Source organism: Pseudomonas sp. G.S.17 (assembly GCF_038096165.1).
Lineage (GTDB): Bacteria > Pseudomonadota > Gammaproteobacteria > Pseudomonadales > Pseudomonadaceae > Aquipseudomonas.
In genome coordinates, this window is the sequence record NZ_CP151076.1 from 4,756,474 (window position 1) to 4,778,752 (window position 22,279).

Genomic DNA, 22,279 nt, shown 5'->3' on the forward strand with positions numbered 1-22,279 from the left:
GCGATTTGCCGAAGCGCCGTTTTCGATACGACTGCTCCGATCCCACTCCTCAACTCCAGGAGTGAGCACATGCTCAATATTCGTCATTACGTCCTGTTGCTGGGCGCCCTGGTTATCTGTCAGTCCGCTTCTGCCCAGGTGCTGGAGCGGGAATTGGGTGCCTTCGATCTCAAGCTCGGCACTTCACCCGCGCGCAGCATGGCCCAGGGCCTGGTCACACCAAACGGCAACGGCTCGTTCCATGGCGGCCTGGACCTGACGCACGAAAGTGGTTTCTACGTCGGGCAGTGGACACCCAGCGTCGGCATTACTGACGAGACAACGCTGGAAGTCGACTCGTACATGGGCTTCAAGAAGCCCTTCGACAAAACCCTCGGCTACGAGATGGGCATCATTCGCTACAGCTATCCCGACACCAGCCAGCTCGACAGCCATGAGTTCTATGCCGGTCTGCGCGTGCTGAACAGTCGCGTCGGCGCCGCGTTCAGCAACGACGTCGGCCGCCGCGACAGCACCTTGTTCGTTGATCTGGGCGGTATCGAACGGCTGGGTATCGGCGTACGCATGCAATACGCCAATCATCAGTTCGATACGCCGCAGCAGATCACCGACGGCGGTATGGTCAGCATGTTCAACGACTGGTCACTGAACATCACGCGGCCGTGGATGGGCATCGACATGAACCTGATCTACAGCGGATCGAGCCTGAGCGGCACTGATTGCAGCGCCTACAGCGGCCACAACCCGCAGTGTGAAGGCACCTTCACGGTAAAGGCCGTGCGCGCGTTCTTCTGATCGACTGAACTGCTATCCTCAGGCCCGCTCTACAGGATAAGCAGGTCAATCGAGGAGTCTTCATGCACACCCCGTTCAAAGCCTTCATTACGTTGTTGATGGCGCTGTTTGTACTGGGCGGATGCACCCGCATCGGGCTCGCTTATCGGAATCTGGACGTCATCATTCCCTGGTCGCTCAATGACTATCTCGGGATGAATTCCACGCAGAAAGGTTGGTTGAACGGGCGACTCAAGGAGCATTTGAGCTGGCATTGCAGCACCCAATTGCCGGGCTATCTCACCTGGCTGGATCGCCTGGAGGAAATGGTCAAGACCAATCAGGTGACCGAGCAGGGTCTGCGCGCCCGCACTGAAGAAGCCAAACAAGCCATTGCCCAAATCTCGCGGCAGATCACCCCGTCGGCGGTGGAGCTGTTGGCGCAGCTCGACGACAAGCAGGTCGCGGAAATGCAGGAGACTTTCGCCAAGGATCGCCGCAAACATGAGGACGAATACCTCAAGCAGCCGCTGGACAAGCAGATCAGCGAACGCGCCGAGCGCATGGAAAAACGCCTGAGCCCGTGGCTCGGCTCGTTGAGCCCGGCGCAGCAACAACGCGTGCAAAGCTGGTCGGCGTCACTGGGCGAACAGAACCGCGCCTGGCTGGATAACCGCACCCATTGGCAAGCGCTGTTTGTCAGCACCGTGCAGAATCGGCAAGCCAGCGACTTCCCGGAGAAAATCGCCAAGCTGTTGCAGGATCGGGAAACGTTCTGGACGCCGCAATACCGCGTGGCGTATGACCAGACCGAAAAAGCCGCTATTTCACTGCTGGCGGACCTGATGGCGCAAAGTACGCCAGACCAGCGTGAGCAGTTGCTGGAGAAAATCGCCAGCACGCGTAAGGATTTTACGGATTTGAGCTGTCTGAAAGCGGCAAAGGCTGCTTAGTAACGGCGCAAGTTGAAATTGTGGGCGCGAATTCGCTCCCACAATTTGCCCACAGGGTTGCGGACAGACTCAGGCAATCTGCGCCTTGGCCGCTACCTCGTCAAAGGTCTCCGGATCAAGCGGATCAGCCTGTTCATCCAGCACCTGACGCGGATGGTCGTTGCCGGGAATGGCGCTGTCGATCAATGCCAGCAGGCTTGCACCACGCGGGCTGAGGATGAAATTCTCACCGTTGCCGCCCTCGTCTTCCGGGCGCGTCTGAATGAAGCCACGGCTCAGCAGCAACTGCTCGTATTCGCCAGCAATCGCTTTTAGATGGTCAAGATTTTCGACTGGTTCGCCAGCGGCAGCCAGGGCAGCTGCGTGCTCTTCAGCGTATTTGCGAGGCGCGAAGCTGGCGTCGGCGCTGTTTTGCACTTCGTGCAGCAGACGTTCGATAAGGTCCCAGTTATAAGGCAGTTCCATTTTTCTTACCTCCATCCAGCGTGGATAAATGGCCCGTGACGTCCCGCCATCAGGCTTGCTACTGAAGGTTGTGACACGCGCCAACACTGGCCGTTCAGCCCTGGCGGCTGAGCGGTTCGGCTGAACTTTTTCGGGAAATTGGCGCTCAACCGTTCAAGCCCGCAAAGGAAATAGAGGCAGCCATGAAAATCCTGTTGAGCATTACCGCCGCGTTGACCCTTTTGAGTGCCGTGCCGTCATGGGCGTGCACACCTGAGGAGGCAACCGCCAAGCGTGAGCAACTGGCCAAGGAAGTGCAGAAACTTACCGAACAGAATCCGACCAAGGCCAAAGAGATCAACGACGAGTTGCAGAAGATGGATCTGGAGACAGCGTCCAGGGACCTGCCAGACAAGTGTCAACTGATTGATCAGCGGCTCAAGGAAATGAATACGGCGGAGAAGAAGACGGAGTAGCTAGGATCCGCAGGAGCGAGCGGGCGGCGTTCCGACCGCTCGCTCCAACAGGTGTGGAGATTTATTCAGCCGCTGGCGTTTCGGTTTTGCGCTTCTTCAACGGTGCCATGCCGTCCTTGCTCACCAATGACAAGGCATCGGTTTTTGGACGATTGGCGATTTTGCGTTTGGTCGGGGCCTTGGCGCCGGTTTTCTTCTTGTCGCCCTTGGCGTCAGTCTTTTTCTTCTTCACGCCCACAGCCTTGCCCGACGCCTTGACCTTCTTCGGTCCGCCGTAAGAGCCTTTGACTTCCTTGATCGTGCGACGCTCAAAACTCTGCTTGAGGTAGCGCTCGACGCTGGACATCAGGTTCCAGTCGCCGTGGCAGATCAACGAAATCGCCAGACCTTCGCCACCCGCGCGACCGGTACGGCCGATGCGGTGCACGTAATCGTCGCCGCTGCGTGGCATGTCGAAGTTGATGACCATATCCAGGCCTTCAACGTCCAGGCCGCGCGCTGCAACGTCAGTCGCCACGAGGATCTTGGTGCCGCCCTGCTTCAAGCGATCAATCGCCGCCTTGCGGTCTTTCTGGTCCTTGTCGCCGTGCAGCACGAACGCTTTGTAGTCCAGCGCCACCAGACGGCCATACAGGCGATCAGCCATAGCCTTGGTGTTGGTGAAAATAATCGCTTTCTGATACGTCTCGTTGGCCAGCAGCCAGTGCACGATCTGCTCTTTGTGGCTGTTGTGGTCAGCGGTGATGATCTGCTGCCGCGTACCCGAAGCCAGCTCACTGACGCTGTTGACCTGCAAGTGCTGCGGATCGGTCAGCACTTTGCCGATCATCTCGCGCAGGCCCGCACCACCGGTGGTGGCCGAGAACAGCAAGGTCTGCTGACGGTTCGGGCATTCGCCGGCCAGACGTTCGACGTCTTCGGCAAAACCCATGTCCAGCATGCGGTCGGCTTCGTCCAGGACCAGCACTTCAACCTGTTTGAGGTCCAGGTTGCCGGCGTTGAGCTGCTCCAGCAGACGACCCGGCGTACCGATCAGGATGTCCGGCACCTTGCGCAGCATGGCGGCCTGGACCTTGAAATCTTCGCCACCGGTAATCAGACCGGCCTTGATGAAGGTGAACTGCGAGAAACGCTCGACTTCTTTCAGCGTCTGCTGCGCCAGCTCGCGGGTCGGCAGCAGGATCACGGCGCGAATGTCGACGCGGACCTTGGCCGGGCCCATCAGGCGATTGAGGATCGGTAATACAAAAGCCGCAGTCTTGCCGCTACCGGTTTGCGCAGTCACCCGCAGGTCACGCCCTTCCAGCGCCAGCGGGATGGCCGCTGCTTGCACAGGCGTAGGCTCGACAAAGTTAAGCTCGGCCACGGCTTTCAGCAGGCGTTCATGCAGGGCGAATTGGGAAAACACGGGTGCTACCTCGACGAAATACAAAAATACAGGCGCATAGCCTAACGGTTTCGAGCGCCGGGGCCGAGTTTCTTTACGACTAACTGCTTATTTTGTTACTCGATTTGCCATACGTCGCCCAAGTCGGGGCCATGAATGCTCTAATCGGCAGCCCATTTCTTCAGGAGTTTTAAAGAGTCACATGGAAATTCAATCGCTATGGCTGCGCGTTCAGGAACTCTGGGGTGTGCTGGATCAACATCCATTGCTGCATGCGAGTCTCGGCCTGCTGTTGCTGCTGATCGCGGCGCTGGTGCTCGGCCGGGTGGCGCGTTTCCTGATCCTTTACGCGATGAAGATGCTCGGCAGACAGCCGGCGCTGCACTGGCTCAATGATTTTCTGCACAACAAGGTTTTCCAGCGCCTGGCGCAGATAACGCCGTCGCTGGTGATCCAGTTCGGCCTGAATCTGGTGCCCGACCTGAGCGCCACCGGCAAGAACGTGATCGGCAATATCGCGCTGGCCTTCACCATTCTGTTCATGACCCTGGCCATGGGCGCGCTGCTCAATGCGTTGCTCGACATCTACGCGCGCACTGCCCACGCCCGCACGCGCTCGATCAAGGGCTATGTGCAACTGGCGAAGATGATTCTGTATATCTTCGCCGCAATCATCATTGTTGCCACCCTCATCGACCGCTCGCCGCTGTTGCTGCTGTCCGGGCTTGGCGCCATGTCTGCGGTCATCCTGCTGGTCTACAAGGACACGCTGCTGTCGTTCGTCGCCAGCGTGCAGTTGACCAGCAACGACATGCTGCGCGTCGGCGACTGGATCGAAATGCCGCAAGTCGGTGCTGATGGCGATGTGGTGGATATCACGCTGCATACGGTCAAGGTGCAGAACTTCGATAAAACCATCGTCTCGATCCCGACCTGGCGCCTGATGTCCGAGTCGTTCAAGAACTGGCGCGGCATGCAGCAGTCAGGCGGCCGGCGCATCAAGCGCAGTCTGTTCATCGATGCCAGTGGCGTACGTTTCGTAAGCGACGACGAGGAACGGCAGCTGAGCCAGGTGCATTTGCTGACCGACTACATCAGCCGCAAACAGGCCGAACTGCTGGCCTGGAACCAGGCGCAGGGCAACGTGGCGCAGCTGTCGGCCAACCGGCGCCGGATGACCAACATCGGCACCTTCCGCGCCTACGCGCTGGCCTATCTGAAAAGCCACCCTGAGGTGCACCCGGACATGACCTGCATGGTCCGCCAGCTGGAAGCCTCGGCATTGGGCGTACCGCTGGAAATCTACTGCTTCACCCGCACCACGGTGTGGGCCGAGTACGAGCGCATTCAAGGCGATATCTTCGACTACCTGCTGGCAGTGTTGCCGGAGTTTGGCCTGAGCCTGTATCAACAACCGAGCGGGATGGACATGCGCGCGGGGTTGGCGGTCACGAAGCCACGTGGGGCTGAGCTGTGATATCCAGTCCCAGAACCTGCATCACGGCGAGCAGGGTTTTGAGTGTCGGATTCCCCTCCTCGCTGAAGGACCGATAGAGTTGTTCGCGAGAAAGCCCTGTCTCGCGGGCCATGTCGGTCATGCCCCGCGCACGAGCAACCACTCCCAACGCTTTAGCAATGTAGCCAGCATCACCACTGGCGAATGCATCAGTCATGAACTCGGCGATGGCTTCCGGCGAGCCCAGCGCTTCGGCGGGATCATAAGCGTAAAGTTGTTCAGTCATTTTGGACTCCAATTACTCGCGAGGTCTTTGGCCCTTTCAATGTCACGGCTCTGGCTGCCTTTGTCGCCGCCACATAGCAGAATGACAAGTTCATTACCACGCAGTTGAAAATACACCCGATAGCCAGGCCCATAGTGTATCCGCAGCTCACTGATGCCATGGCCTACAGGCTGGACATCACCTGCAAGGCCATTGGCAAGGCGAAAGATTCGCGCAGCAATGGCCGCCCTCGCCCTCTCATCCCGGAGCTTTTTTTCCCATGCCATGTAAGTGGCGGTCTGTTTGATTTCGATCATTTGCCAATTTGTAGTTTATAAATTACACAAATGCAAGCCCCTTAAGCTGTGGCTCTAATGGAACGTGTCAGCCGACTGATCCATAGCGACACCAGAATCAGCGCACCGCCGATGAACAGGCGGCTTAGTGGCTCCTGCTGATTCCAGATCATCAGATTTATCAGCAGGCCGACAGGCACATGCAAGACGTTAAACACGGCCAACGTGGCGCCCGATACGAGGCACGCCCCTTTATTCCACCAATACATCCCCAACGCCGTCGAACACAAACCCAGGAACAGCAAGACCAGCCATTGCTGCGGCGCGTCGGGCAGGTGTTGGGCGTTGCCGAATATCAGGAACGCGGGCAAGGCGATGATCAGTGCGCCAAGGTAGAAATAGCCGAAGCGTCGGTAGTGCGGCAGGTCGCTTGGGTAACGCGCGACCAGATGCTTATAGAGCACTTGCCCGGCGGCGTAGGTGAAGTTGGCGACTTGCAGCAGCAGGAAACCGCCGAGGAAATTGCCGTCGATGCCGTCATAGCGAATCACTCCGGCGCCGAGCACTGCGACCAGTGCCGCCAGCAAGGCCCAAGGGTTGAAGCGTCGGTTGAGCGCGTCTTCGATCAGCGTCACGTGCAGTGGCGTAAGAATGGTGAACAGCAAGACTTCCGGCACGGTCAATACCCGAAAGCTCAGGTACAGACACACATAGGTAATGCCGAATTGCAGCGCGCCGATCAGCAACATGCCGCGCATGAAACGCGGCTCGACCTGACGCCAGCGGGTCAGCGGAATGAACACCAGCCCGGCGAGTACCACGCGAATCAGTACGGCGAAGTAACTGTCGACATGGCCTGCCAGATAAACGCCGATCAGGCTGAAAGAAAACGCCTGAATCAGCGTCACAAAAAGTAAATAACCCATAAATGCCCCCATTTTCAGGCGGCGACCTTAGCGGTTTTGGGGTTTCGGTGTCATTTTTTTGTGGGAGCTGGAATACGTAGGACCGGCTTTAGCCGGGAGGAGGTCAGCCCATTTGCAGCAACTGCGTCGGCAGGACGGGCGCCCTCCCGGCTAACGCCGGTCCTACGAGTCCGACGTTGCGTCTTACTCCTTGGTCAAATCCACCAACGGCTCATTGCGCACTTCGGTGCTGCGCCCGGCCTGAATGGTTTTGATCTGCCCTAAAGCCTGGTCGACCGCGCCTTTATCAGCCAGCAGGCTGTAGCTGATCTGGAACTGACGCTGTTGTTTCGGGCCGATGGTCGGCACCAGGTTCAGTGGACGCTGGTAGCGACGGTTGTAGGAAAAACTGGTGCCCGGCTCCAGCCCGGTCACGTAACCCTGGCCTTGGGTGTCGGTGTTTTTCCACAGCGAGAACACCGGCAGTTGCTGGGTATTGAAGCCCACCGCGACACCAAGGCTGCCGACCTTGTTGTGCAGCACGGTCAGCGTGTCGCCCTTGTCATCCGCGTAAGGCACCACGTTGTAGACGGTTTCATCGTAGTCCGGTGTCGGCGCGCGGTAGGTCTGCCAGTCAGCCAGATCGCCCTTGGCCTTCTCGTTGAATGGCGAGACCTGCTTCACGGGTGCTTCAAAACGCGCGCCCTGCTCCAGGAATGGCGTGCTGAAGTTACTGTGATACAGCGCCTGATATTCCTTCGGATAGTCACCATTGTTGGTCAGCGTGTCATTGAGGGTGAAGCGCACGCTGCCGGGTTCGGTGACCAGTTCGGTCTGCACCGTGAAGTCGACTTTCTTGAATGCCTGTTCCTGGAGTTCACCCTTGAGGCTGATGGCATACGGCGGCTTTTCGTCGATGTGCAGGGTGACTTTGCTTGCCGGGATATTTGCCGCGCGACCGTGCAAGGTCAGCAGTTCGCCGTTGTCCATGCCCGGATGCCCCACCCATTCGTAACCGCAGCGCGTCACCAGCTCGTTGAAGCCTTCCAGCCAACCCAGTCCGCCACGGCCGTTGAGCTCGATGAATGCCGGGTTGACCACGTCCTTGACCGGCGAATCCCAGCCCAGGCGCACGTCGCCCACCGAAGCGCGTAACACGTTCATGCCGCGCGTGGGCACTACCGAAAGTTTCATCGTGCCGTTGTCGATATCGATGATGCTCACCCCTTCCTGACGCCCGCCGTGCAGGGTGCGCAGGGTCACGGAAAAAGGTTTGTCAGTCTTGACGCCGAGTTGGGCACTGGTGATTTGCTGGTTCTGCGCGGCCTTGTCGGCATCGAGCAAGACGTAATCCCAGGCGAAAACATTGGAAGCGGCGGTAATGGCGCCGAGGCCGAGCAGCAGGGAAAGGGGTTTCATGAGGGCAGTCCTTATTGGAATTATGATTTTGCGCAACGGGTTAATCGATTCAGCTAGCAACCGAGTCTAGTCATATTTCGCAAAAATGTTGAGCGGCCCGTTAAATTCCAGACAGAAAAAAGCCCGATGACCGCCAAAGAGGGGTCAATCGGGCCACGCACCCAGGAGCGGCGGGCGCCAAGGGGAAATCGGTAGTGCCGCGCGGGTCAGGCGACCTGGGCGAGTTTGGCGATGGCCTGATTCATGCCTTTTTCAACGAAGTCGCCGCCCATGTTCAGGCCTTCGGCGTGAATGAACGTGACGTCATGGATGCCGATAAAACCCAGCACCTGACGCAGGTACGGTTCCTGATGATCGAGGCTGCTGCCCGCATAAATGCCGCCGCGAGCGGTCAGGACAAAGGCGCGCTTGCCGACCAGCAGGCCTTGCGGACCGGTTTCGCCATACTTGAAGGTGACGCCGGCACGCAGCACATGGTCGAACCAGGCTTTCAGGGTGCTGGGGATGGCGAAGTTGTACATGGGCGCCGCGAGCACCAGCACATCCGCCGCGACCAATTCGTCGGTCAACCGGTTGGAACGGTCCAGCGCGGCCTGCTCGCTCGCGGTGCGCTGCTGCGCAGGCTTCATCCAGCCGCCCAGCAACGTGGCGTCCAGATGCGGCACCTGCTCGGTGGCAAGGTCGCGGACCGTCAGTTGATCGTCGGGATGAGCCGCTCGCCACTGGCCAATGAACTGTTGGGTCAATTGGCGGGAAACGGAATCCTGCTGACGGGCGCTGCTTTCAATGATCAGTACGCGGGACATGGGGCGGTGCCTCCATCGAAGAATGTCTTGAGTCGATGGAGTGCAGCGTAGAGAAGGCTGTATCGATTAAAAAGCGTAAAAATCCGCTGCTAAACATCTAAAAAATTGTTTTATCGAAAGGGGCGCTCTACTCTCTTACCCAGTCTGACGCCCAACGAGCGATTATTCGGGTTCGCAGTTGAGCTTGATCCGCAGCTTGATGATGCTGCGGTTGAACTTGGCCGACACGTCCACGCTTTTTTTCGCGGCGACGGTCACGCGGCGCGTCTTGGGCGCCTCCGGGCCATTCTGAAATACCACGCTGCATTTGGCCGGGACGCTGCCGTAGTTGTTCACGGTGATCGCGCCGGTATCGTAGAACGTGTCATGGCTGGTGTAGTCGATTTCGACGCCCTGATAGTGTTTTTCCACTTCGATGGGATACGCCCAGGCGCTCAGCGGCAGCATGGCCAGCAACACACAACAGATTCTGTTCATCGGGCAGTCTCCAAGAGGGGACTGGCAGATTAGGACAAAGCGTAAGAAGGAGCTACAGATGAAAGCGCCCCGCGTGACCCTTGATCAATGGCGCACCTTGCAAGCCGTGGTCGACCATGGCGGTTTCGCCCAGGCGGCCGAAGCCCTGCATCGGTCGCAGTCGTCGGTGAGTTACACCGTGGCGCGCATGCAGGACCAACTCGGCGTGCCGTTGCTGCGTATTGACGGGCGCAAGGCCGTGCTCACCGAAGCAGGCGGCGTGTTGCTGCGTCGCTCGCGGCAATTGGTCAAGCAGGCCAGTCAACTCGAAGACCTCGCGCATCACATGGAGCAAGGCTGGGAAGCGGAGGTGCGTCTGGTGGTGGACGCGGCTTATCCCAACGCGCGACTGGTCAGGGCCCTGACCGCGTTCATGCCCCAGAGCCGTGGTTGTCGGGTGCGGCTACGCGAAGAGGTGCTGTCCGGCGTGGAAGAAGTGCTGCTCGAAGGCGTTGCCGATCTGGCGATCAGTGGTTTCAGCATTCCGGGTTATCTGGGCACGGAAATGAGCACCGTGGAGTTCGTCGCCGTCGCGCATCCGGAGCATGCCTTGCACCAGTTGCAGCGCGAGGTGAATTTCCAGGATCTGGAAAGCCAACTGCAAGTGGTGATTCGCGACTCGGGCCGCAATCAGCCTCGGGATGTTGGCTGGCTCGGCGCCGAGCAACGCTGGACGGTGGGCAGCCTGGCCACCGCCGCAACCTTCGTCAGCAGCGGCTTGGGTTTTGCGTGGCTGCCTCGCCACCTGATCGAACGGGAACTCAAGGAAGGCGTGCTCAAAGCCTTGCCGCTGGATAAAGGCGGCAGCCGCAGCCCGACCTTCTACCTTTATTCCAGCAAGGACAAACCCCTGGGCCCGGCGACGCAGATCCTCATCGAGTTGATCCGCACGTTCGACACCGCGCCACTGACCGCACCTTTCGCAGCACCTCAACAAGCCTGACAAGGAGATGTCCATGGCGTATTTCGAACATGACGGTTGCACACTGCATTACGAGGAATACGGCCAGGGCGCTCCATTGCTCTTGCTGCACGGCCTGGGCTCCAGCTGCCGGGACTGGGAATACCAGATCCCGGCACTGGCAGCGCGCTATCACGTTATCGTCATGGACATGCGCGGCCATGGTCGCTCGGACAAGCCCCGGGAACGCTATAGCATGCGCGGCTTCAGTGGCGATGTGCTGGCGCTGATCGAGCACTTGAACCTGCCGGCGGTGCACCTGGTCGGGCTGTCCATGGGCGGCATGATCAGTTTTCAACTGGCGGTGGATCATCCGGCGCTGATCAAGAGCCTGTGCATCGTCAACAGCGCGCCCCAGGTCAAGGTCAAGAGCGCCAATGATGTCTGGCAATGGGCCAAACGCTGGAGCCTGGCCCGGCTGTTGAGCATGGAAACCCTGGGCAAGGCGCTGGGCAAGAATCTGTTTCCCAAACCTGAACAGCCGCATCTGCGCACGAAGATGGCCACGCGCTGGGCCGAGAATGACAAACGGGCGTACCTGGCCAGTTTCGATGCCATCGTCGGCTGGGGCGTGCAGGAAAAACTCTCGCGGATCACCTGCCCGACGCTGATCATCAGTGCCGACCGGGATTACACGCCCGTCGCGCTAAAACAGGCTTACGTCGGCCTGATCCCCAATGCGAAGCTGGTCGTCATCCAGGATTCCCGGCACGCCACGCCGCTGGATCAAGCCGATGAATTCAATCGCGTCGTGCTGGAATTCATCGATGCCGTGCCGGTCTGAAGCAACCCGCGGCTAAGCCCTTTGCATAGGGATCTGGGCAAAAAAAGCCAAACGTGCTTACCTTGCGCACTGGATCACAGCATGTCCGCATTGCTGATCGCAGTCGAAACCATCAATCAGGATCAACTGACCCATGTTGAAAAAAATCGCTATCGCCGCCTGTTCCGTGCTCTTTGCCGCCAATCTGATGGCTGCCACCGCACCCGCCAAGCCGACCCACGTCGTGCTCGACACCAGCTTTGGCGCGATTGAAATCGAACTCGCTGATGCCAAGGCGCCGATCAGCACCCAGAACTTCCTGGGCTACGTCGACAGCGGCTTCTACACCAACACCATTTTCCACCGCGTCATTCCCGGCTTCATGGCCCAGGGCGGCGGTTTCACTGCGCAGATGAAACAGAAGCAGAACAAGGCGCCAATCAAGAACGAAGCCGATAACGGTCTGCACAACGTACGCGGCACGCTGGCCATGGCGCGGACGTCGGATGTGAACTCGGCCACCAGCCAGTTTTTCATCAACACCAATGACAACGCTATGCTTGATCATGGCGCGCGTGATTACGGCTACGCCGTATTCGGTAAAGTGGTCAAGGGCATGGACGTGGTCGACCAGATCGTCAACGCCCAGGCCGGCATCAAAGGTGGCATGCAAAACGTGCCGTTGGACCCGATCCTGATCAAGTCCGCCAAGCGCGTCGACTGAGTCGAGATGTGCCAGGCCGCGTGAAATTGTTCTGAGCAATGTCAGGATCACGCGGTCTGACTGTGGGAGTTTTCTTCAAGCAAGGAGAGCCTGCGCGCAAGCAGGCGTCAGCCAATGTTCTATCGTCGTTTCGAAAAACTGATCGACATCTTCCGGGACGCACCAACAGACGCCCCACCGAATAAAGTCCTCGCTTTCTACATCTATTACCTGCGACAGGTCTGGCCAAGCTTCGCCGCGCTGTTGGTGGTGGGCCTGATCGGCGCGCTGATCGAAGTGGCGCTGTTCAGTTATCTGAGCCGCATCATCGACCTTGCCCAAGGCACGCCCGACAAGAATTTCTTCAGCATCCATGCCACCGAGCTGATCTGGATGACCGTGGTCGCGCTGGTACTGCGGCCGATTTTCGTCGGCCTGCATGACCTGCTGGTGCATCAGACCATCAGCCCCGGCATGACCAGCATGATTCGCTGGCAGAACCACAGCTATGTGCTGAAACAAAGCATCAAGTTCTTCCAGAACGACTTCGCCGGGCGCATCGCCCAACGCATCATGCAGACCGGCAACTCGCTGCGCGACTCGGCGGTACAGGCGGTGGACGCGCTGTGGCACGTGTTGATTTATGCCATCAGCGCGCTGGTGCTGTTTGCCGAGGCCGACTGGCGCCTGATGATCCCGCTGCTGGCGTGGATCGTCGCCTACATTCTGGCCTTGTGCTACTTCGTGCCACGTGTGAAAGAGCGCTCGGTGGTGTCATCCGATGCGCGCTCCAAGTTGATGGGGCGCATTGTCGACGGCTACACCAACATCACAACGCTCAAGCTGTTCGCGCACACCAATTTCGAGCAGCAATACGCTCGGGAAGCGATCAGCGAGCAGACCGAAAAAAGTCAGTTGGCAGGCCGCGTCGTGACGTCCATGGACACCGTCATCACCACCATGAACGGCATTCTGATCGTCACCACTACCGGTCTGGCGCTGTGGCTCTGGACGCAATCACTGATCTCGGTGGGCGCTATCGCGCTGGCGACCGGCCTGGCGATTCGCATCGTCAACATGTCGGGCTGGATCATGTGGGTGGTCAACGGGATCTTCGAAAACATCGGCATGGTCCAGGATGGCCTGCAAAGCATCTCGCAACCGGTCAGCGTCACCGACCGTGAAACCGCGCCGCGCCTGGAAGTGGACAAAGGCGGCGTGAAGTTCGACGGCGTTGATTTCCATTACGGCAATGGCAACGGGATCATTCACGGCCTGAACCTGGATATCAAACCCGGTGAAAAAATCGGTTTGATCGGCCCTTCCGGCGCGGGCAAATCGACGTTGGTGAACCTGTTGCTGCGAATGTATGACGTGCAGGACGGCCGGATTCTTATCGATGGCCAGGACATTTCCCACGTAGCACAGGAAAGTCTGCGGGAAAAAATCGGCATGATCACTCAGGACACGTCGCTGCTGCACCGCTCGATTCGCGACAACCTGCTGTACGGCAAGCCCGATGCAACCGACGAAGAATTATGGGAAGCCGTGTACAAGGCCCGCGCCGATGAGTTCATCCCGTTGCTGTCGGATGCCGAAGGTCGCACCGGGTTTGATGCGCATGTCGGCGAGCGCGGCGTCAAGCTGTCCGGCGGTCAGCGCCAGCGGATCGCTATCGCGCGCGTACTGCTCAAGGATGCGCCGATTCTGATCATGGACGAGGCCACCTCAGCGCTGGATTCGGAAGTCGAAGCGGCTATTCAGGAAAGCCTGGAAACCTTGATGCGCGGCAAGACCGTGATCGCCATCGCCCACCGCTTGTCCACCATCGCCCGCATGGATCGCCTGGTGGTGCTGGAACGCGGCCAGATCGCCGAAAGCGGCACCCATGCCGAACTGCTGGCACATGGCGGTTTGTATGCAAGGCTGTGGCAGCATCAGACCGGTGGGTTTGTAGGGATTGATTAAACCGCCGCAGTCAAATTTTGTGGGAGCAAGCTTGCTTGCGAAGGCTGTATTTCAAACGACGATCATTGTTTGATGGGCTGCCCTCTTCGCGAGCAAGCTCGCTCCCACACGTTGACCGCGCTCCAACGGCTCATCCCAAGGTCTGCCGATTGATTAAACCGCCGCAGTCAAATTTTGTGGGAGCAAGCTTGCTTGCGAAGGCTGTATTTCAAACGACGATCATTGTTTGATGGGCTGCCCTCTTCGCGAGCAAGCTCGCTCCCACACGTTGACCGCGCTCCAACGGCTCATCCTTCAACCTGCCGATACGGCAACGCGCTGCGGGCATCCTCGGCGTAGGCCAGGATGCCCACGCGTTCCTGCTCGAGAAAATCGGTCACGGCGTCTTTCAAACCCGGATGCGTCAGGTAATGCCATGAACGGGTGATGACCGGTTCAAAGCCGCGAATCAGCTTGTGCTCGCCCTGGGCGCCCGCGTCGAAGCGCTGCAAGCCATTGGCAATGGCGTAATCCATGCCCTGATAGAAACACGTCTCGAAATGCAGACGGTCGAACTCCGCCAGGCATCCCCAATAGCGGCCATAAAAACTGTCGCCACCCAACAGGCTGAACGCCATGGCAACCGGCCGTGAGCCCTGACGCGACAGGACCACCCGAATCGCTTCCGGCATGCGCTCAGCGAGCAGGCTGAAGAATTCCCGCGTCAGGTACGGCGACTGCCCACGAATCTCGTAGGTATTGGAATAGCAGGCGTAGACAAAATCCCACAACGCTTCGCTGAGTTGCTGACCCTCAAGCCACTCGAACTCGATGCCCTGCCCCGCCACTTGCTCGCGTTCCTTGCGCATTTGTTTGCGCTTGCGCGAACTCAAGGCGTCGAGGAAATCCTGAAAATCCCGATAACCGCGATTCTGCCAATGAAACTGGCAGCCATAACGTTGCAGCCAGCCGGGTTGCTCAGCCAGGAACGCATCCGCCAGCGGGTCGGTGAAATTGACGTGGGCGCTGGACAGCTCCTGCGCCTGCAAATAGCCCGGCAAGCCGTTGAGCAATTCGATACCGGCTTCGGGTGAGGCGCACAGGATTCGCGGCCCGCTGACCGGACTGAACGGCACCGCCACCAGCAGTTTCGGATAGTAGGCAATGCCGGCGCGACGGCAGGCGTCGGCCCAGCCATGATCGAACACATACTCGCCGTAGGAATGCCACTTGCGATAGGCAGGCATGGCTGCGACCAGTTGCCCGTCCTGAAAGTTGAGCAGGTGTTCGGCCCGCCATCCCGAGCGCGGGCCGAGGCTGCCGCTGTCCTCAAGAGCACTGAGAAAAGCATGACGCAGAAAAGGCGAGTCACCCGACACGAGCGCGTCCCATTGCGAGGGCGCGATCGTGCTCAGGCTGTCGGTGGTCTGTACGGACATGCGCAATTCCCCAAGAGCAGCAGACGTGCCCGGGAGTATCCCTCATTGCCGCCGATTGTTCACGACCACCGTGTCCGATCTAGCGTCCGGCCGGTGCCGAGGCGGCCTGGGCTATCTGTCTGGTCAACAGCAACGCCAGAACGGAGATCGACTCGTGCCGCTCTTGAACCAACCTGTTCGTACCACGCAGATACGCCTCGTCGGTCAGGGTTTCCCGTGAGGAGTCGAGGGCATCCTGACGATCATGGAACGGCTGATTCATTCTTTCGAAGCGTTGCGGATAGTGCTCCTCCAGAAACGCGATCCAGTCCTTGCGAGCGATCATGGAGTCAAAGAACTCCTGCGTGTTTTCCCTGGCAAGCACCCGATCTCTGGCGCGATCCAGCATCTGCTGGGTGACTCCCGAGATGGATTGAAACAGCATCGTCTGCGCCTGCCCCGGCAGTTCAAGCGTTTCACGCAACAACGTAGGGTAAATGAGGCTGACCTCGATCTGGTCCAGGCCCGGCTCCGTTGCAATCCTCGCATTGAAGTCATCCAGGGCAATTTTTTCCAGTTCTGACAGGCGCTCCAGCCCACGGATCAGTTTGAACATATCGACAGGCGAGACGCTTCCATGCCTGGATTCCAGCTCGAAAACCAACACACGAACGTCGAGCTGGTTGAAGACAATCATGGTGCCATCACCACATGTTTGTGGATGAGCAGCCAAGGCGAATAACTCCTCCTGCAACTGGTAGGAATTGGCCATTGCATCGATCATTCGCCAGAGCCGCCCCGTCAATACCCGGCGATTGTCGCGGTAGTCAGCGGTCAGGAACATGTCACTGACCAACTGGACAAACGCCTCCCCACCGGCTTCGAGCTGCAGGTCTGCCCAGTGCCGGCGCTGCTCTTCCCTGCCGGTTTCTTCCAGCCATTGGGCCACTGTCTGGTTTCGCCCAGGTGGCTCGGGCAAGCTCACAATGCCCATGCGCACCAGCCTCACAGGATCAAACAGGCCTTCGGCCCGGGCAATTGTTTGCTCATTGAGAGGGTTTTGATGCAGTCGCACATAAAGTTGGGAGCGCGAGGCAATGGCGCTGAAGGTCGCTTCATCGATGTCGGCGATCCAGTTATGACGCAGATCGACGTGGCGTAGCGGTTCGTGTACACCCAACCCGGACGGCATGATGGCGAGCCCGCAGTTCCTGAGCTTCAGTTCCATCAGTGCCGGCCAGCGGCTGACGTCGATGGCCACCGGGATATTGATACTCTGGCCTTCCAGCACCAGCGTCTCCAGCGCGGTCAAGCGTTGCAGGTATTGCATGCCTTCGGCATCGATACTGATGGGATTATTGCTCAGTACCAGACGTTTGAGCGTCGACAAGCTGGCCAATGTCGGTGGGACCGAGTTCAGCAGGTTCCCTCTCAACGATAGCCAGCGCGCCTGGGGAAACCGCTTGAGGAATGCCTCGACACTGTCGGCAGTCAGCGCCATATTCTCCAGCGTCAAGGCGTGGACGTGGTTGAAGTTCGCCTCGATCACAGGCAGCGATCCAATCGCCAGGCCGCTGAGGTCGAGTCTATGCACCCAATCCTGGGCTGCTGGATTGATCACCGACGCCGGCTCCCTTCGCCAGCAGGACAATATCCGCCTTCTGGCGACTTCGCGCCCATCGATAGTGGCACCTGCCAGTTGCCCCACCGGCGCCAGTTTCACCTCGGTCAACCAACTGTCCAGCGCGCTTTCCAGTCGGGTGTATTGCTCTGTCAGTTCATTCAACCGGGCTCTGACATGGCTCTGTTTCTCGCGTGCCGTGCCTGTAAACGCCAGCGATAATTTTTCAAGAAACTTCCTGACCTCGCGAGGCGTGAACTGCGGATACAGATTTTTTACCGCCAGCTCCGGCGAAAAACCTTGCGCGTTGCTGCGGAACTTGCCGAACAGCCCTCGCAGACGACCGCTCAATGGATAACCCACACGTCCATCAGCCAGACGCGAAGGCCATTTAATCCCCGGTTTTATCTGCTGCATGCCCAGAAGCCTTTTGACCCTGCTGCGCTGCGTCGTTGCAATGTCTCCCAGAACGAGCTCCAGCTTGTTCACGTCGTGGGTCAGGCGCGCCTGATTGGCCAATGCCCTCACCAGGCTGTCATGCAACCCTTTGCTATCGAGGTGAACGCGTTGGCCCTGGTCATTGAACATCTGATAATCGCCGCCGACTTTGACAAACACCAGCGGCGGGTTGCCTTGTGTTGCATCACTGCCTGCGGAGTGAAAAATCCTCTCGCCATCGAAGGTGTTGTTGCGGACTTCGACCACCGCCTCCTGCGGCCAATCGGGTACCGAGTTGATCAGGCCCAAGGCCAGGGTGGCGCTGTCGGCATTCTCGATGTGCAGATAAAAACACTCAAGCGCCCGGTTCAGACGCAGTTGTTGAAGATATTCGCGCGCCAGTTCGCCGAGGCGCAGCGGGATACGCCCGGCGTTTGCCATACGGCGACTCTCCGCGCGGTCGGCACAGCTGACAATCTCTCTCGCAACGCAATAGGGCAGGCTTGGAAAGTCGCGCTTCATGAGTCGGACAAAAGGGTCAGTCGAGCGATCTCTGGCGGCATAGCACGATTCAAGAAGCAGCGCTCGTCTGCCCTCTGCTTCGAAGGCAATACGCATTGCCAGGTATTGGCTGCGGGTTTGCGGTCCCTGGTAGTCGACCAGCAACAGTTCGACCTCCTCCGGCGACAGCCCGATCACCACCGCATCCAGAAATGCCTTCATTTTTCCGGGGGTATACGTCACATCAATCGTGCGCGCTGTGGTGTTGGTCGGTGCATGAACACTCAGGACGGTCCCTTGCCCATCCACGCGGCGCAGTACTCGATCATCCGGCCAGCCCGGCAGTTTCACCAGAAAGTCGAAATACGGTTCGATCGTGCGCACGATAAAATCATCGTCTTCACGATCCCGATCAAACGTACTTATTTCCACCATCAAGCCGATGAACTCAGTCACTTGATGGTCAAGAAGAAAGCGCTGGGTGCAATCAATCAACAACGCCGGCGGGGCCAGCTTATCCACATGGATCTGACGTAGCAGGGCTTCGTCAACCTCGGTAACCCGCAGAATCTGCCGGATGGTGTCATCCGCAAGCGGCACCAGGTCACCGTGCAAACGGCGGAAGGCCGTGTAGACATCCCACCCCATCGGGTTTTCACCTTCAAAACGCCAGGCACCGACATCGTTGGTTTCCAGAACGGGTGAATAGGGTTGCACGCCGTCAGGATTGAGGATGCGCCATTTGTTCAATGCCGAATCGAATCCAAGCTCGTAATGATGGCCTCCCATCGCCACCCAGGTTTTGCCGCTGGCCTTGAACAGGCTGCGACTGTTGAGGAAGGTGCCCTTTGGCAAACGGTGCTGTTCGAAAACATCCAGGCTGGGTTTCCACAGTTGAGTCGAAGCCTGCCCGGATTTGACTTGAACCAGACTCTCGACAAATGCTGAAGGCTTCGCTGAGTTCAGTACCGGTTGCACCTCATTGCGTTCAAGTTCGACAATCTCGTCCTGTTCGATTCGCGACTGTTCGGCCGTTGGGTTGTCGGAGTTATTCGCTGAGAGCTGGAGTAACCCCTGAAGATACTCAAGCGCCTGTTTCCCATCTTCATAGATTTTTTCAAGCCGCTCGACTTCCCTGGCTGCTTTGGGTGCAGCGGCAATAACGATATCCTTGCCGATCATGTAAAGCTGACCCAGTGCTTTCTCGGTTTCGCCGTCGCTCCAGTTCTCGACACCAATGAAGGCATCCTCTACCAGGTCTCGAACTTCAGAAGCCGGTAAAAAAACATCAGCCAGATCGAACCCGACATGGGCAACTGATTTGAATGTCTGCCAGGCGCCAGTCGTGGAGGCGTTTTCCTTGTCACTCACGGGCACTGCAAGCACTTCGGCCTCGGCATAAATTTTACTCACTGCCTGATCGTAGAGTAATTGAAATGGCTGACCTTGCTGGCGCATCCATCTCGGCCAAATATCGTCCGACGGTTCTCTACGTTCTGCCGCCCTGGTTATTTTGTCGAGAAATAGGCTGCGATACTGTAATCGAATGTACCGTTCGAAGTGGCTGCGAAAAGATGGATCTTTAAACTTGTTCATCAACTCTGCAAAAAAATGCCAGGCTGTTGGGTATTCCTTTATCGGATGAGCAGGGTCCCCAGGCATATACACGACCACCGGAAAATCATGGCCAGGCTCGCCAAAACTCAACATGTGCTCAGAGGGAACAGGGTGGGAATTGTAGGCGGGCCAGACGACCTGCGCATGGGACTCAACCATGAGCACACCCTGAAAAACACCGCCCATGAAACCGCCGGTGAAGTGTCGATCCAGAAGTTCGAAGGTACTGTAGAAAACCGGACCTCCCCGCCACACGGGCCTGTCGTCATTCCTTGCCACCTTGAGCATGACCTCATAGGCCTCCTGGCTTACGTCGCCTTTCATCCGGGCAATGTGGCTCAGCACTTCAAATCGAGCACGCTCCTTGGAGGTAAACGCTTCGGCAATTTGCCCGGCGGTAGTCGCCATTTTAAATACGCTGTCCAGATGAGTCTGATACTTGCCGCCAAGATCCAGTGATCGGCACATCCGTGCGAAAGCGTTCGGATTGACATTAACGAGTCCGGAAGAGCAGGAGATTTGTGCGCCGCAGACATCGTCTCTGACGCCATTATTAAACCAGGCGGCAGCAGCCGGATTAGCAGGCGGCGTATAGCGCAACACCGACCCTTCGATGAGGACTTTATTAGCGTCAAAATTAAACAAGGCAGCCGAAAGTATTGGGGTTCTTGTCACGTCGAGTGGTGCGATGGAGACCACTTCTTCGAGGCTGACCTGCGTGCAATCCGCTTTGACTTTGAATTGCTCAAACATCTTCTGATTCAATAGCGGCCGGGCAAACTCCTGTACGGATTTGAGCGGTTTAATCGACGCGCGAAATGCTTTTTGCGTCGCCAGACTTTTCAACTGACTCTTGTGCAGTTCCATTTGTAAGCGCGCGGTTTCCGAACTATTCCGGGTAAACCACTCCGGCAGGCGCCGCTTTAGAATTTCCTGATTGGGAAAGCCTTCACCGTAGAAAGTGATATCCGGCGTTTGATCGTTAACAGGTGTGTCTGACATGGTTTATTCCACGAGGTATTTGGTAATAACCCCACGGTACTTACTCCGCTGACCGGTTGTGACATAGCCGGGTAGTGCATCTCATTCTTATCAATCATCGCGTCGCCATGCAGAACCGGCTGCCCCGCCAACATCTCGGCGGAGGCTCTGGACCGCACCTTTGCCGAAAGGTTGCATTGTCATCGACGTGCCATTGCATTGCCACTTTTCTGTAATAACTCACAGCGATACTGGCGCCAGTTTTTAGAACCGGGGGCACTAACCCCTATTCGCGCTCTGACCGTGGAGCGGTTTTTCCGGGATGGCCTGCCGTCATCCTTTATCAAGTTATGGAGATTGATATGCGTCTTGTTTCTGCACACACTGCGGCGGCCCTTTGCGGTGGCCTGGTATTGGCCATGAGTGTTCCAGCCAATGCCGCAGTCGACGCTAAACTGCTCGACATGCTCAGGGCCAACGGCTCGATCAATCAGGCCCAGTACGCCGAGCTACAAACTGAACTGGCAAAAGACCAGCAGGCCCAGAAGCAAGCGCTCGCCGACGTCCAGAACACTAAATCAGCCTCTCAGGCCGCTTTCGAACAGAAAGTTGCCTGGGCGACCAAGACCCAATTCAAGGGTGATGTGCGTGTTCGTCAGGAAACCGTCAATATCGATGGCCAGACCAACAGCCAGGACAAGGACCGTCAGCGAATTCGTGCTCGTCTGGGCGCCTATACCGAAATCAATCCGCAGGTCAGCACCGGTATTCGTATCGCCACCGGCGGCAGCAGCGATGCGCGCTCCACCAACCAGGATCTGGACGGCTACTTCGTCAAGAAGGATCTGTGGCTGGACCTGGGCTTCATCGACTACGCGCCAACAGCGGTCAAGAACCTGCACGTGATCGGCGGCAAGATGAACCAGCCGTGGGTCAGCATGGGCGACGTGATCTGGGATGGCGACATCAACCCTGAAGGTCTGGCCACGACCTACAGCCTGCCGTTGGGCGGCAAGACCGAGCTGTTCGGCAGCGCCGGTTACTACACCCTCAAGGACAACATCGACGGCGAAGGTACCCAGTTCCGTCACGACTTGAGCATGACCGCTGGCCAGTTGGGCGCACGCTTCGCACCGACCGACAACCTGAAAGTCACGCTGGGCGGTAGCGTCTATGCCTTCGACAATGACAAGAACAGTGCGGCCCTGCGCGTCAACGGCAACACCACCAATCAATTCCGTCTGTACGAAGGTTTCGGCCAGATCGATATCAGCGGTCTTGGCCTGCCACTGGCGCTGTACGGCCAGTACATCGTCAACAATGACAGCACTGACGATCAGGACACTGCCTGGCTGGCGGGCGTGAAGACCAAGGTGTTCGGTTTCGGCCTGGACTACAACTACCGCGACACACAGCGTAACGCTGTAGTCGGTGCCTTCACCGATTCTGACTTCGCCAACGGCACCACTGGCTCGCGCGGTCACAAGTTCAAGGTCGGTTACGAAATCGACAAGAACTTCTCGGTCGGCGCGACTTACTTCCTGACCAAGGCTGACTACGCCGTGGCCAGCCAGCGCGATGCAGATGCCAACACCCTGCAATTGGACGTTGAAGCCAAGTTCTAAGCACCCT

General features: G+C 58.1%; 19 protein-coding genes. 9 read left to right on the forward strand and 10 right to left on the reverse strand.

Features of this window, described 5'->3' with window-relative positions; all coding sequences use genetic code 11:
* The first annotated feature begins 69 nt into the window (after positions 1-69).
* Both AABC73_RS22225 and AABC73_RS22230 read left to right on the forward strand, forming a co-directional pair.
* Entirely contained in the window at positions 70-795 is a 726-nt protein-coding gene (locus tag AABC73_RS22225) for a TorF family putative porin (protein WP_341520985.1), read from the forward strand.
* Between the two features lie 62 nt (positions 796-857).
* Complete coding sequence (locus tag AABC73_RS22230; protein WP_341520986.1) at positions 858-1,727, forward strand: DUF6279 family lipoprotein; 870 nt, start codon at positions 858-860, stop codon at positions 1,725-1,727.
* Positions 1,728-1,796: 69 nt separating this feature from the next.
* Here the strand turns inward: AABC73_RS22230 and AABC73_RS22235 are convergent, their stop codons facing one another.
* Positions 1,797-2,192 carry a transcriptional regulator gene (locus tag AABC73_RS22235; protein WP_341520987.1) on the reverse strand — a complete coding sequence of 132 codons (396 nt, stop codon included), beginning with the start codon at positions 2,190-2,192 and terminating at the stop codon, positions 1,797-1,799.
* 182 nt (positions 2,193-2,374) lie between these two features.
* Here AABC73_RS22235 and AABC73_RS22240 point away from each other — a divergent pair, with 182 nt between their 5' ends.
* Positions 2,375-2,647, forward strand: coding sequence for a hypothetical protein (locus tag AABC73_RS22240; protein ID WP_341520988.1), 273 nt, complete (start codon positions 2,375-2,377; stop codon positions 2,645-2,647).
* A gap of 61 nt (positions 2,648-2,708) precedes the next feature.
* Here AABC73_RS22240 and AABC73_RS22245 read toward each other — a convergent pair whose 3' ends face one another.
* Positions 2,709-4,055, reverse strand: coding sequence for a DEAD/DEAH box helicase (locus AABC73_RS22245; RefSeq protein ID WP_065831754.1), 1,347 nt, complete (start codon positions 4,053-4,055; stop codon positions 2,709-2,711).
* 181 nt (positions 4,056-4,236) lie between these two features.
* Between AABC73_RS22245 and AABC73_RS22250 the strand changes: the two genes are divergently transcribed.
* On the forward strand, positions 4,237-5,511 hold the full coding sequence (locus tag AABC73_RS22250) for a mechanosensitive ion channel family protein (RefSeq protein WP_341520989.1): 1,275 nt from the start codon (positions 4,237-4,239) through the stop codon (positions 5,509-5,511).
* On the opposite strand, the gene AABC73_RS22255 is transcribed toward AABC73_RS22250, so the two are convergent.
* The 6 genes from AABC73_RS22255 to AABC73_RS22280 form a co-directional block, all read right to left on the reverse strand.
* Positions 5,483-5,776: an addiction module antidote protein gene (locus tag AABC73_RS22255; protein WP_341520990.1), complete on the reverse strand. Its 294-nt coding sequence runs from the start codon at positions 5,774-5,776 to the stop codon at positions 5,483-5,485. The two genes, AABC73_RS22250 and AABC73_RS22255, sit on opposite strands and share 29 nt — an antisense overlap.
* Complete coding sequence (locus AABC73_RS22260; protein ID WP_341520991.1) at positions 5,773-6,072, reverse strand: type II toxin-antitoxin system RelE/ParE family toxin; 300 nt, start codon at positions 6,070-6,072, stop codon at positions 5,773-5,775. The genes AABC73_RS22255 and AABC73_RS22260 overlap by 4 nt, the downstream gene beginning before the upstream one ends.
* Before the next feature lie 41 nt (positions 6,073-6,113).
* On the reverse strand, positions 6,114-6,977 hold the full coding sequence (locus AABC73_RS22265; protein ID WP_341520992.1) for a carboxylate/amino acid/amine transporter: 864 nt from the start codon (positions 6,975-6,977) through the stop codon (positions 6,114-6,116).
* A gap of 183 nt (positions 6,978-7,160) precedes the next feature.
* The gene (locus AABC73_RS22270; protein ID WP_341520993.1) at positions 7,161-8,375 is read right to left on the reverse strand and encodes an aldose 1-epimerase family protein; all 1,215 of its coding nucleotides are present in this window, start codon (positions 8,373-8,375) and stop codon (positions 7,161-7,163) included.
* A 206-nt stretch (positions 8,376-8,581) separates the two neighbouring features.
* Positions 8,582-9,181 carry an FMN-dependent NADH-azoreductase gene (locus AABC73_RS22275; RefSeq protein ID WP_341520994.1) on the reverse strand — a complete coding sequence of 200 codons (600 nt, stop codon included), beginning with the start codon at positions 9,179-9,181 and terminating at the stop codon, positions 8,582-8,584.
* A gap of 162 nt (positions 9,182-9,343) precedes the next feature.
* The gene (locus AABC73_RS22280; protein ID WP_065831759.1) at positions 9,344-9,658 is read right to left on the reverse strand and encodes a 3-phosphoglycerate kinase; all 315 of its coding nucleotides are present in this window, start codon (positions 9,656-9,658) and stop codon (positions 9,344-9,346) included.
* A gap of 58 nt (positions 9,659-9,716) precedes the next feature.
* Here AABC73_RS22280 and AABC73_RS22285 point away from each other — a divergent pair, with 58 nt between their 5' ends.
* The 4 genes from AABC73_RS22285 (at position 9,717) to AABC73_RS22300 (ending at position 14,092) form a co-directional block, all read left to right on the forward strand.
* On the forward strand, positions 9,717-10,640 hold the full coding sequence (locus AABC73_RS22285; RefSeq protein ID WP_065831760.1) for a LysR family transcriptional regulator: 924 nt from the start codon (positions 9,717-9,719) through the stop codon (positions 10,638-10,640).
* A gap of 13 nt (positions 10,641-10,653) precedes the next feature.
* A complete protein-coding gene (locus AABC73_RS22290; RefSeq protein WP_341520995.1) occupies positions 10,654-11,442 on the forward strand; it encodes an alpha/beta hydrolase in 789 nt (262 codons plus the stop codon).
* 133 nt (positions 11,443-11,575) lie between these two features.
* Positions 11,576-12,145 (forward strand): peptidylprolyl isomerase, encoded by a 570-nt coding sequence (locus AABC73_RS22295; protein ID WP_341520996.1) that lies wholly within the window; start codon positions 11,576-11,578, stop codon positions 12,143-12,145.
* 114 nt (positions 12,146-12,259) lie between these two features.
* Positions 12,260-14,092 (forward strand): ABC transporter ATP-binding protein, encoded by a 1,833-nt coding sequence (locus tag AABC73_RS22300; protein ID WP_341520997.1) that lies wholly within the window; start codon positions 12,260-12,262, stop codon positions 14,090-14,092.
* Positions 14,093-14,379: 287 nt separating this feature from the next.
* On the opposite strand, the gene AABC73_RS22305 is transcribed toward AABC73_RS22300, so the two are convergent.
* Together AABC73_RS22305 and AABC73_RS22310 are read right to left on the reverse strand one after the other, a co-directional pair.
* Entirely contained in the window at positions 14,380-15,510 is a 1,131-nt protein-coding gene (locus AABC73_RS22305; protein ID WP_341520998.1) for a GNAT family N-acetyltransferase, read from the reverse strand.
* 79 nt (positions 15,511-15,589) lie between these two features.
* Positions 15,590-20,668 (reverse strand): NEL-type E3 ubiquitin ligase domain-containing protein, encoded by a 5,079-nt coding sequence (locus tag AABC73_RS22310; RefSeq protein WP_341520999.1) that lies wholly within the window; start codon positions 20,666-20,668, stop codon positions 15,590-15,592.
* A gap of 341 nt (positions 20,669-21,009) precedes the next feature.
* Here AABC73_RS22310 and AABC73_RS22315 point away from each other — a divergent pair, with 341 nt between their 5' ends.
* Complete coding sequence (locus AABC73_RS22315) at positions 21,010-22,272, forward strand: putative porin (protein WP_341521000.1); 1,263 nt, start codon at positions 21,010-21,012, stop codon at positions 22,270-22,272.
* Positions 22,273-22,279: the final 7 nt, after the last annotated feature.

Coding starts and splice junctions, on each gene's coding strand:
- AABC73_RS22225 (WP_341520985.1), top strand. CDS start 70: ATGCTCAATATTCGTCATTACGTCCTGTTGCTGGGCGCCCTGGTTATC.
- AABC73_RS22230 (WP_341520986.1), top strand. CDS start 858: ATGCACACCCCGTTCAAAGCCTTCATTACGTTGTTGATGGCGCTGTTT.
- AABC73_RS22235 (WP_341520987.1), bottom strand. CDS start 2,192: ATGGAACTGCCTTATAACTGGGACCTTATCGAACGTCTGCTGCACGAA.
- AABC73_RS22240 (WP_341520988.1), top strand. CDS start 2,375: ATGAAAATCCTGTTGAGCATTACCGCCGCGTTGACCCTTTTGAGTGCC.
- AABC73_RS22250 (WP_341520989.1), top strand. CDS start 4,237: ATGGAAATTCAATCGCTATGGCTGCGCGTTCAGGAACTCTGGGGTGTG.
- AABC73_RS22255 (WP_341520990.1), bottom strand. CDS start 5,776: ATGACTGAACAACTTTACGCTTATGATCCCGCCGAAGCGCTGGGCTCG.
- AABC73_RS22260 (WP_341520991.1), bottom strand. CDS start 6,072: ATGATCGAAATCAAACAGACCGCCACTTACATGGCATGGGAAAAAAAG.
- AABC73_RS22265 (WP_341520992.1), bottom strand. CDS start 6,977: ATGGGTTATTTACTTTTTGTGACGCTGATTCAGGCGTTTTCTTTCAGC.
- AABC73_RS22270 (WP_341520993.1), bottom strand. CDS start 8,375: ATGAAACCCCTTTCCCTGCTGCTCGGCCTCGGCGCCATTACCGCCGCT.
- AABC73_RS22275 (WP_341520994.1), bottom strand. CDS start 9,181: ATGTCCCGCGTACTGATCATTGAAAGCAGCGCCCGTCAGCAGGATTCC.
- AABC73_RS22280 (WP_065831759.1), bottom strand. CDS start 9,658: ATGAACAGAATCTGTTGTGTGTTGCTGGCCATGCTGCCGCTGAGCGCC.
- AABC73_RS22285 (WP_065831760.1), top strand. CDS start 9,717: ATGAAAGCGCCCCGCGTGACCCTTGATCAATGGCGCACCTTGCAAGCC.
- AABC73_RS22290 (WP_341520995.1), top strand. CDS start 10,654: ATGGCGTATTTCGAACATGACGGTTGCACACTGCATTACGAGGAATAC.
- AABC73_RS22295 (WP_341520996.1), top strand. CDS start 11,576: ATGTTGAAAAAAATCGCTATCGCCGCCTGTTCCGTGCTCTTTGCCGCC.
- AABC73_RS22300 (WP_341520997.1), top strand. CDS start 12,260: ATGTTCTATCGTCGTTTCGAAAAACTGATCGACATCTTCCGGGACGCA.
- AABC73_RS22305 (WP_341520998.1), bottom strand. CDS start 15,510: ATGTCCGTACAGACCACCGACAGCCTGAGCACGATCGCGCCCTCGCAA.
- AABC73_RS22310 (WP_341520999.1), bottom strand. CDS start 20,668: ATGTCAGACACACCTGTTAACGATCAAACGCCGGATATCACTTTCTAC.
- AABC73_RS22315 (WP_341521000.1), top strand. CDS start 21,010: ATGCGTCTTGTTTCTGCACACACTGCGGCGGCCCTTTGCGGTGGCCTG.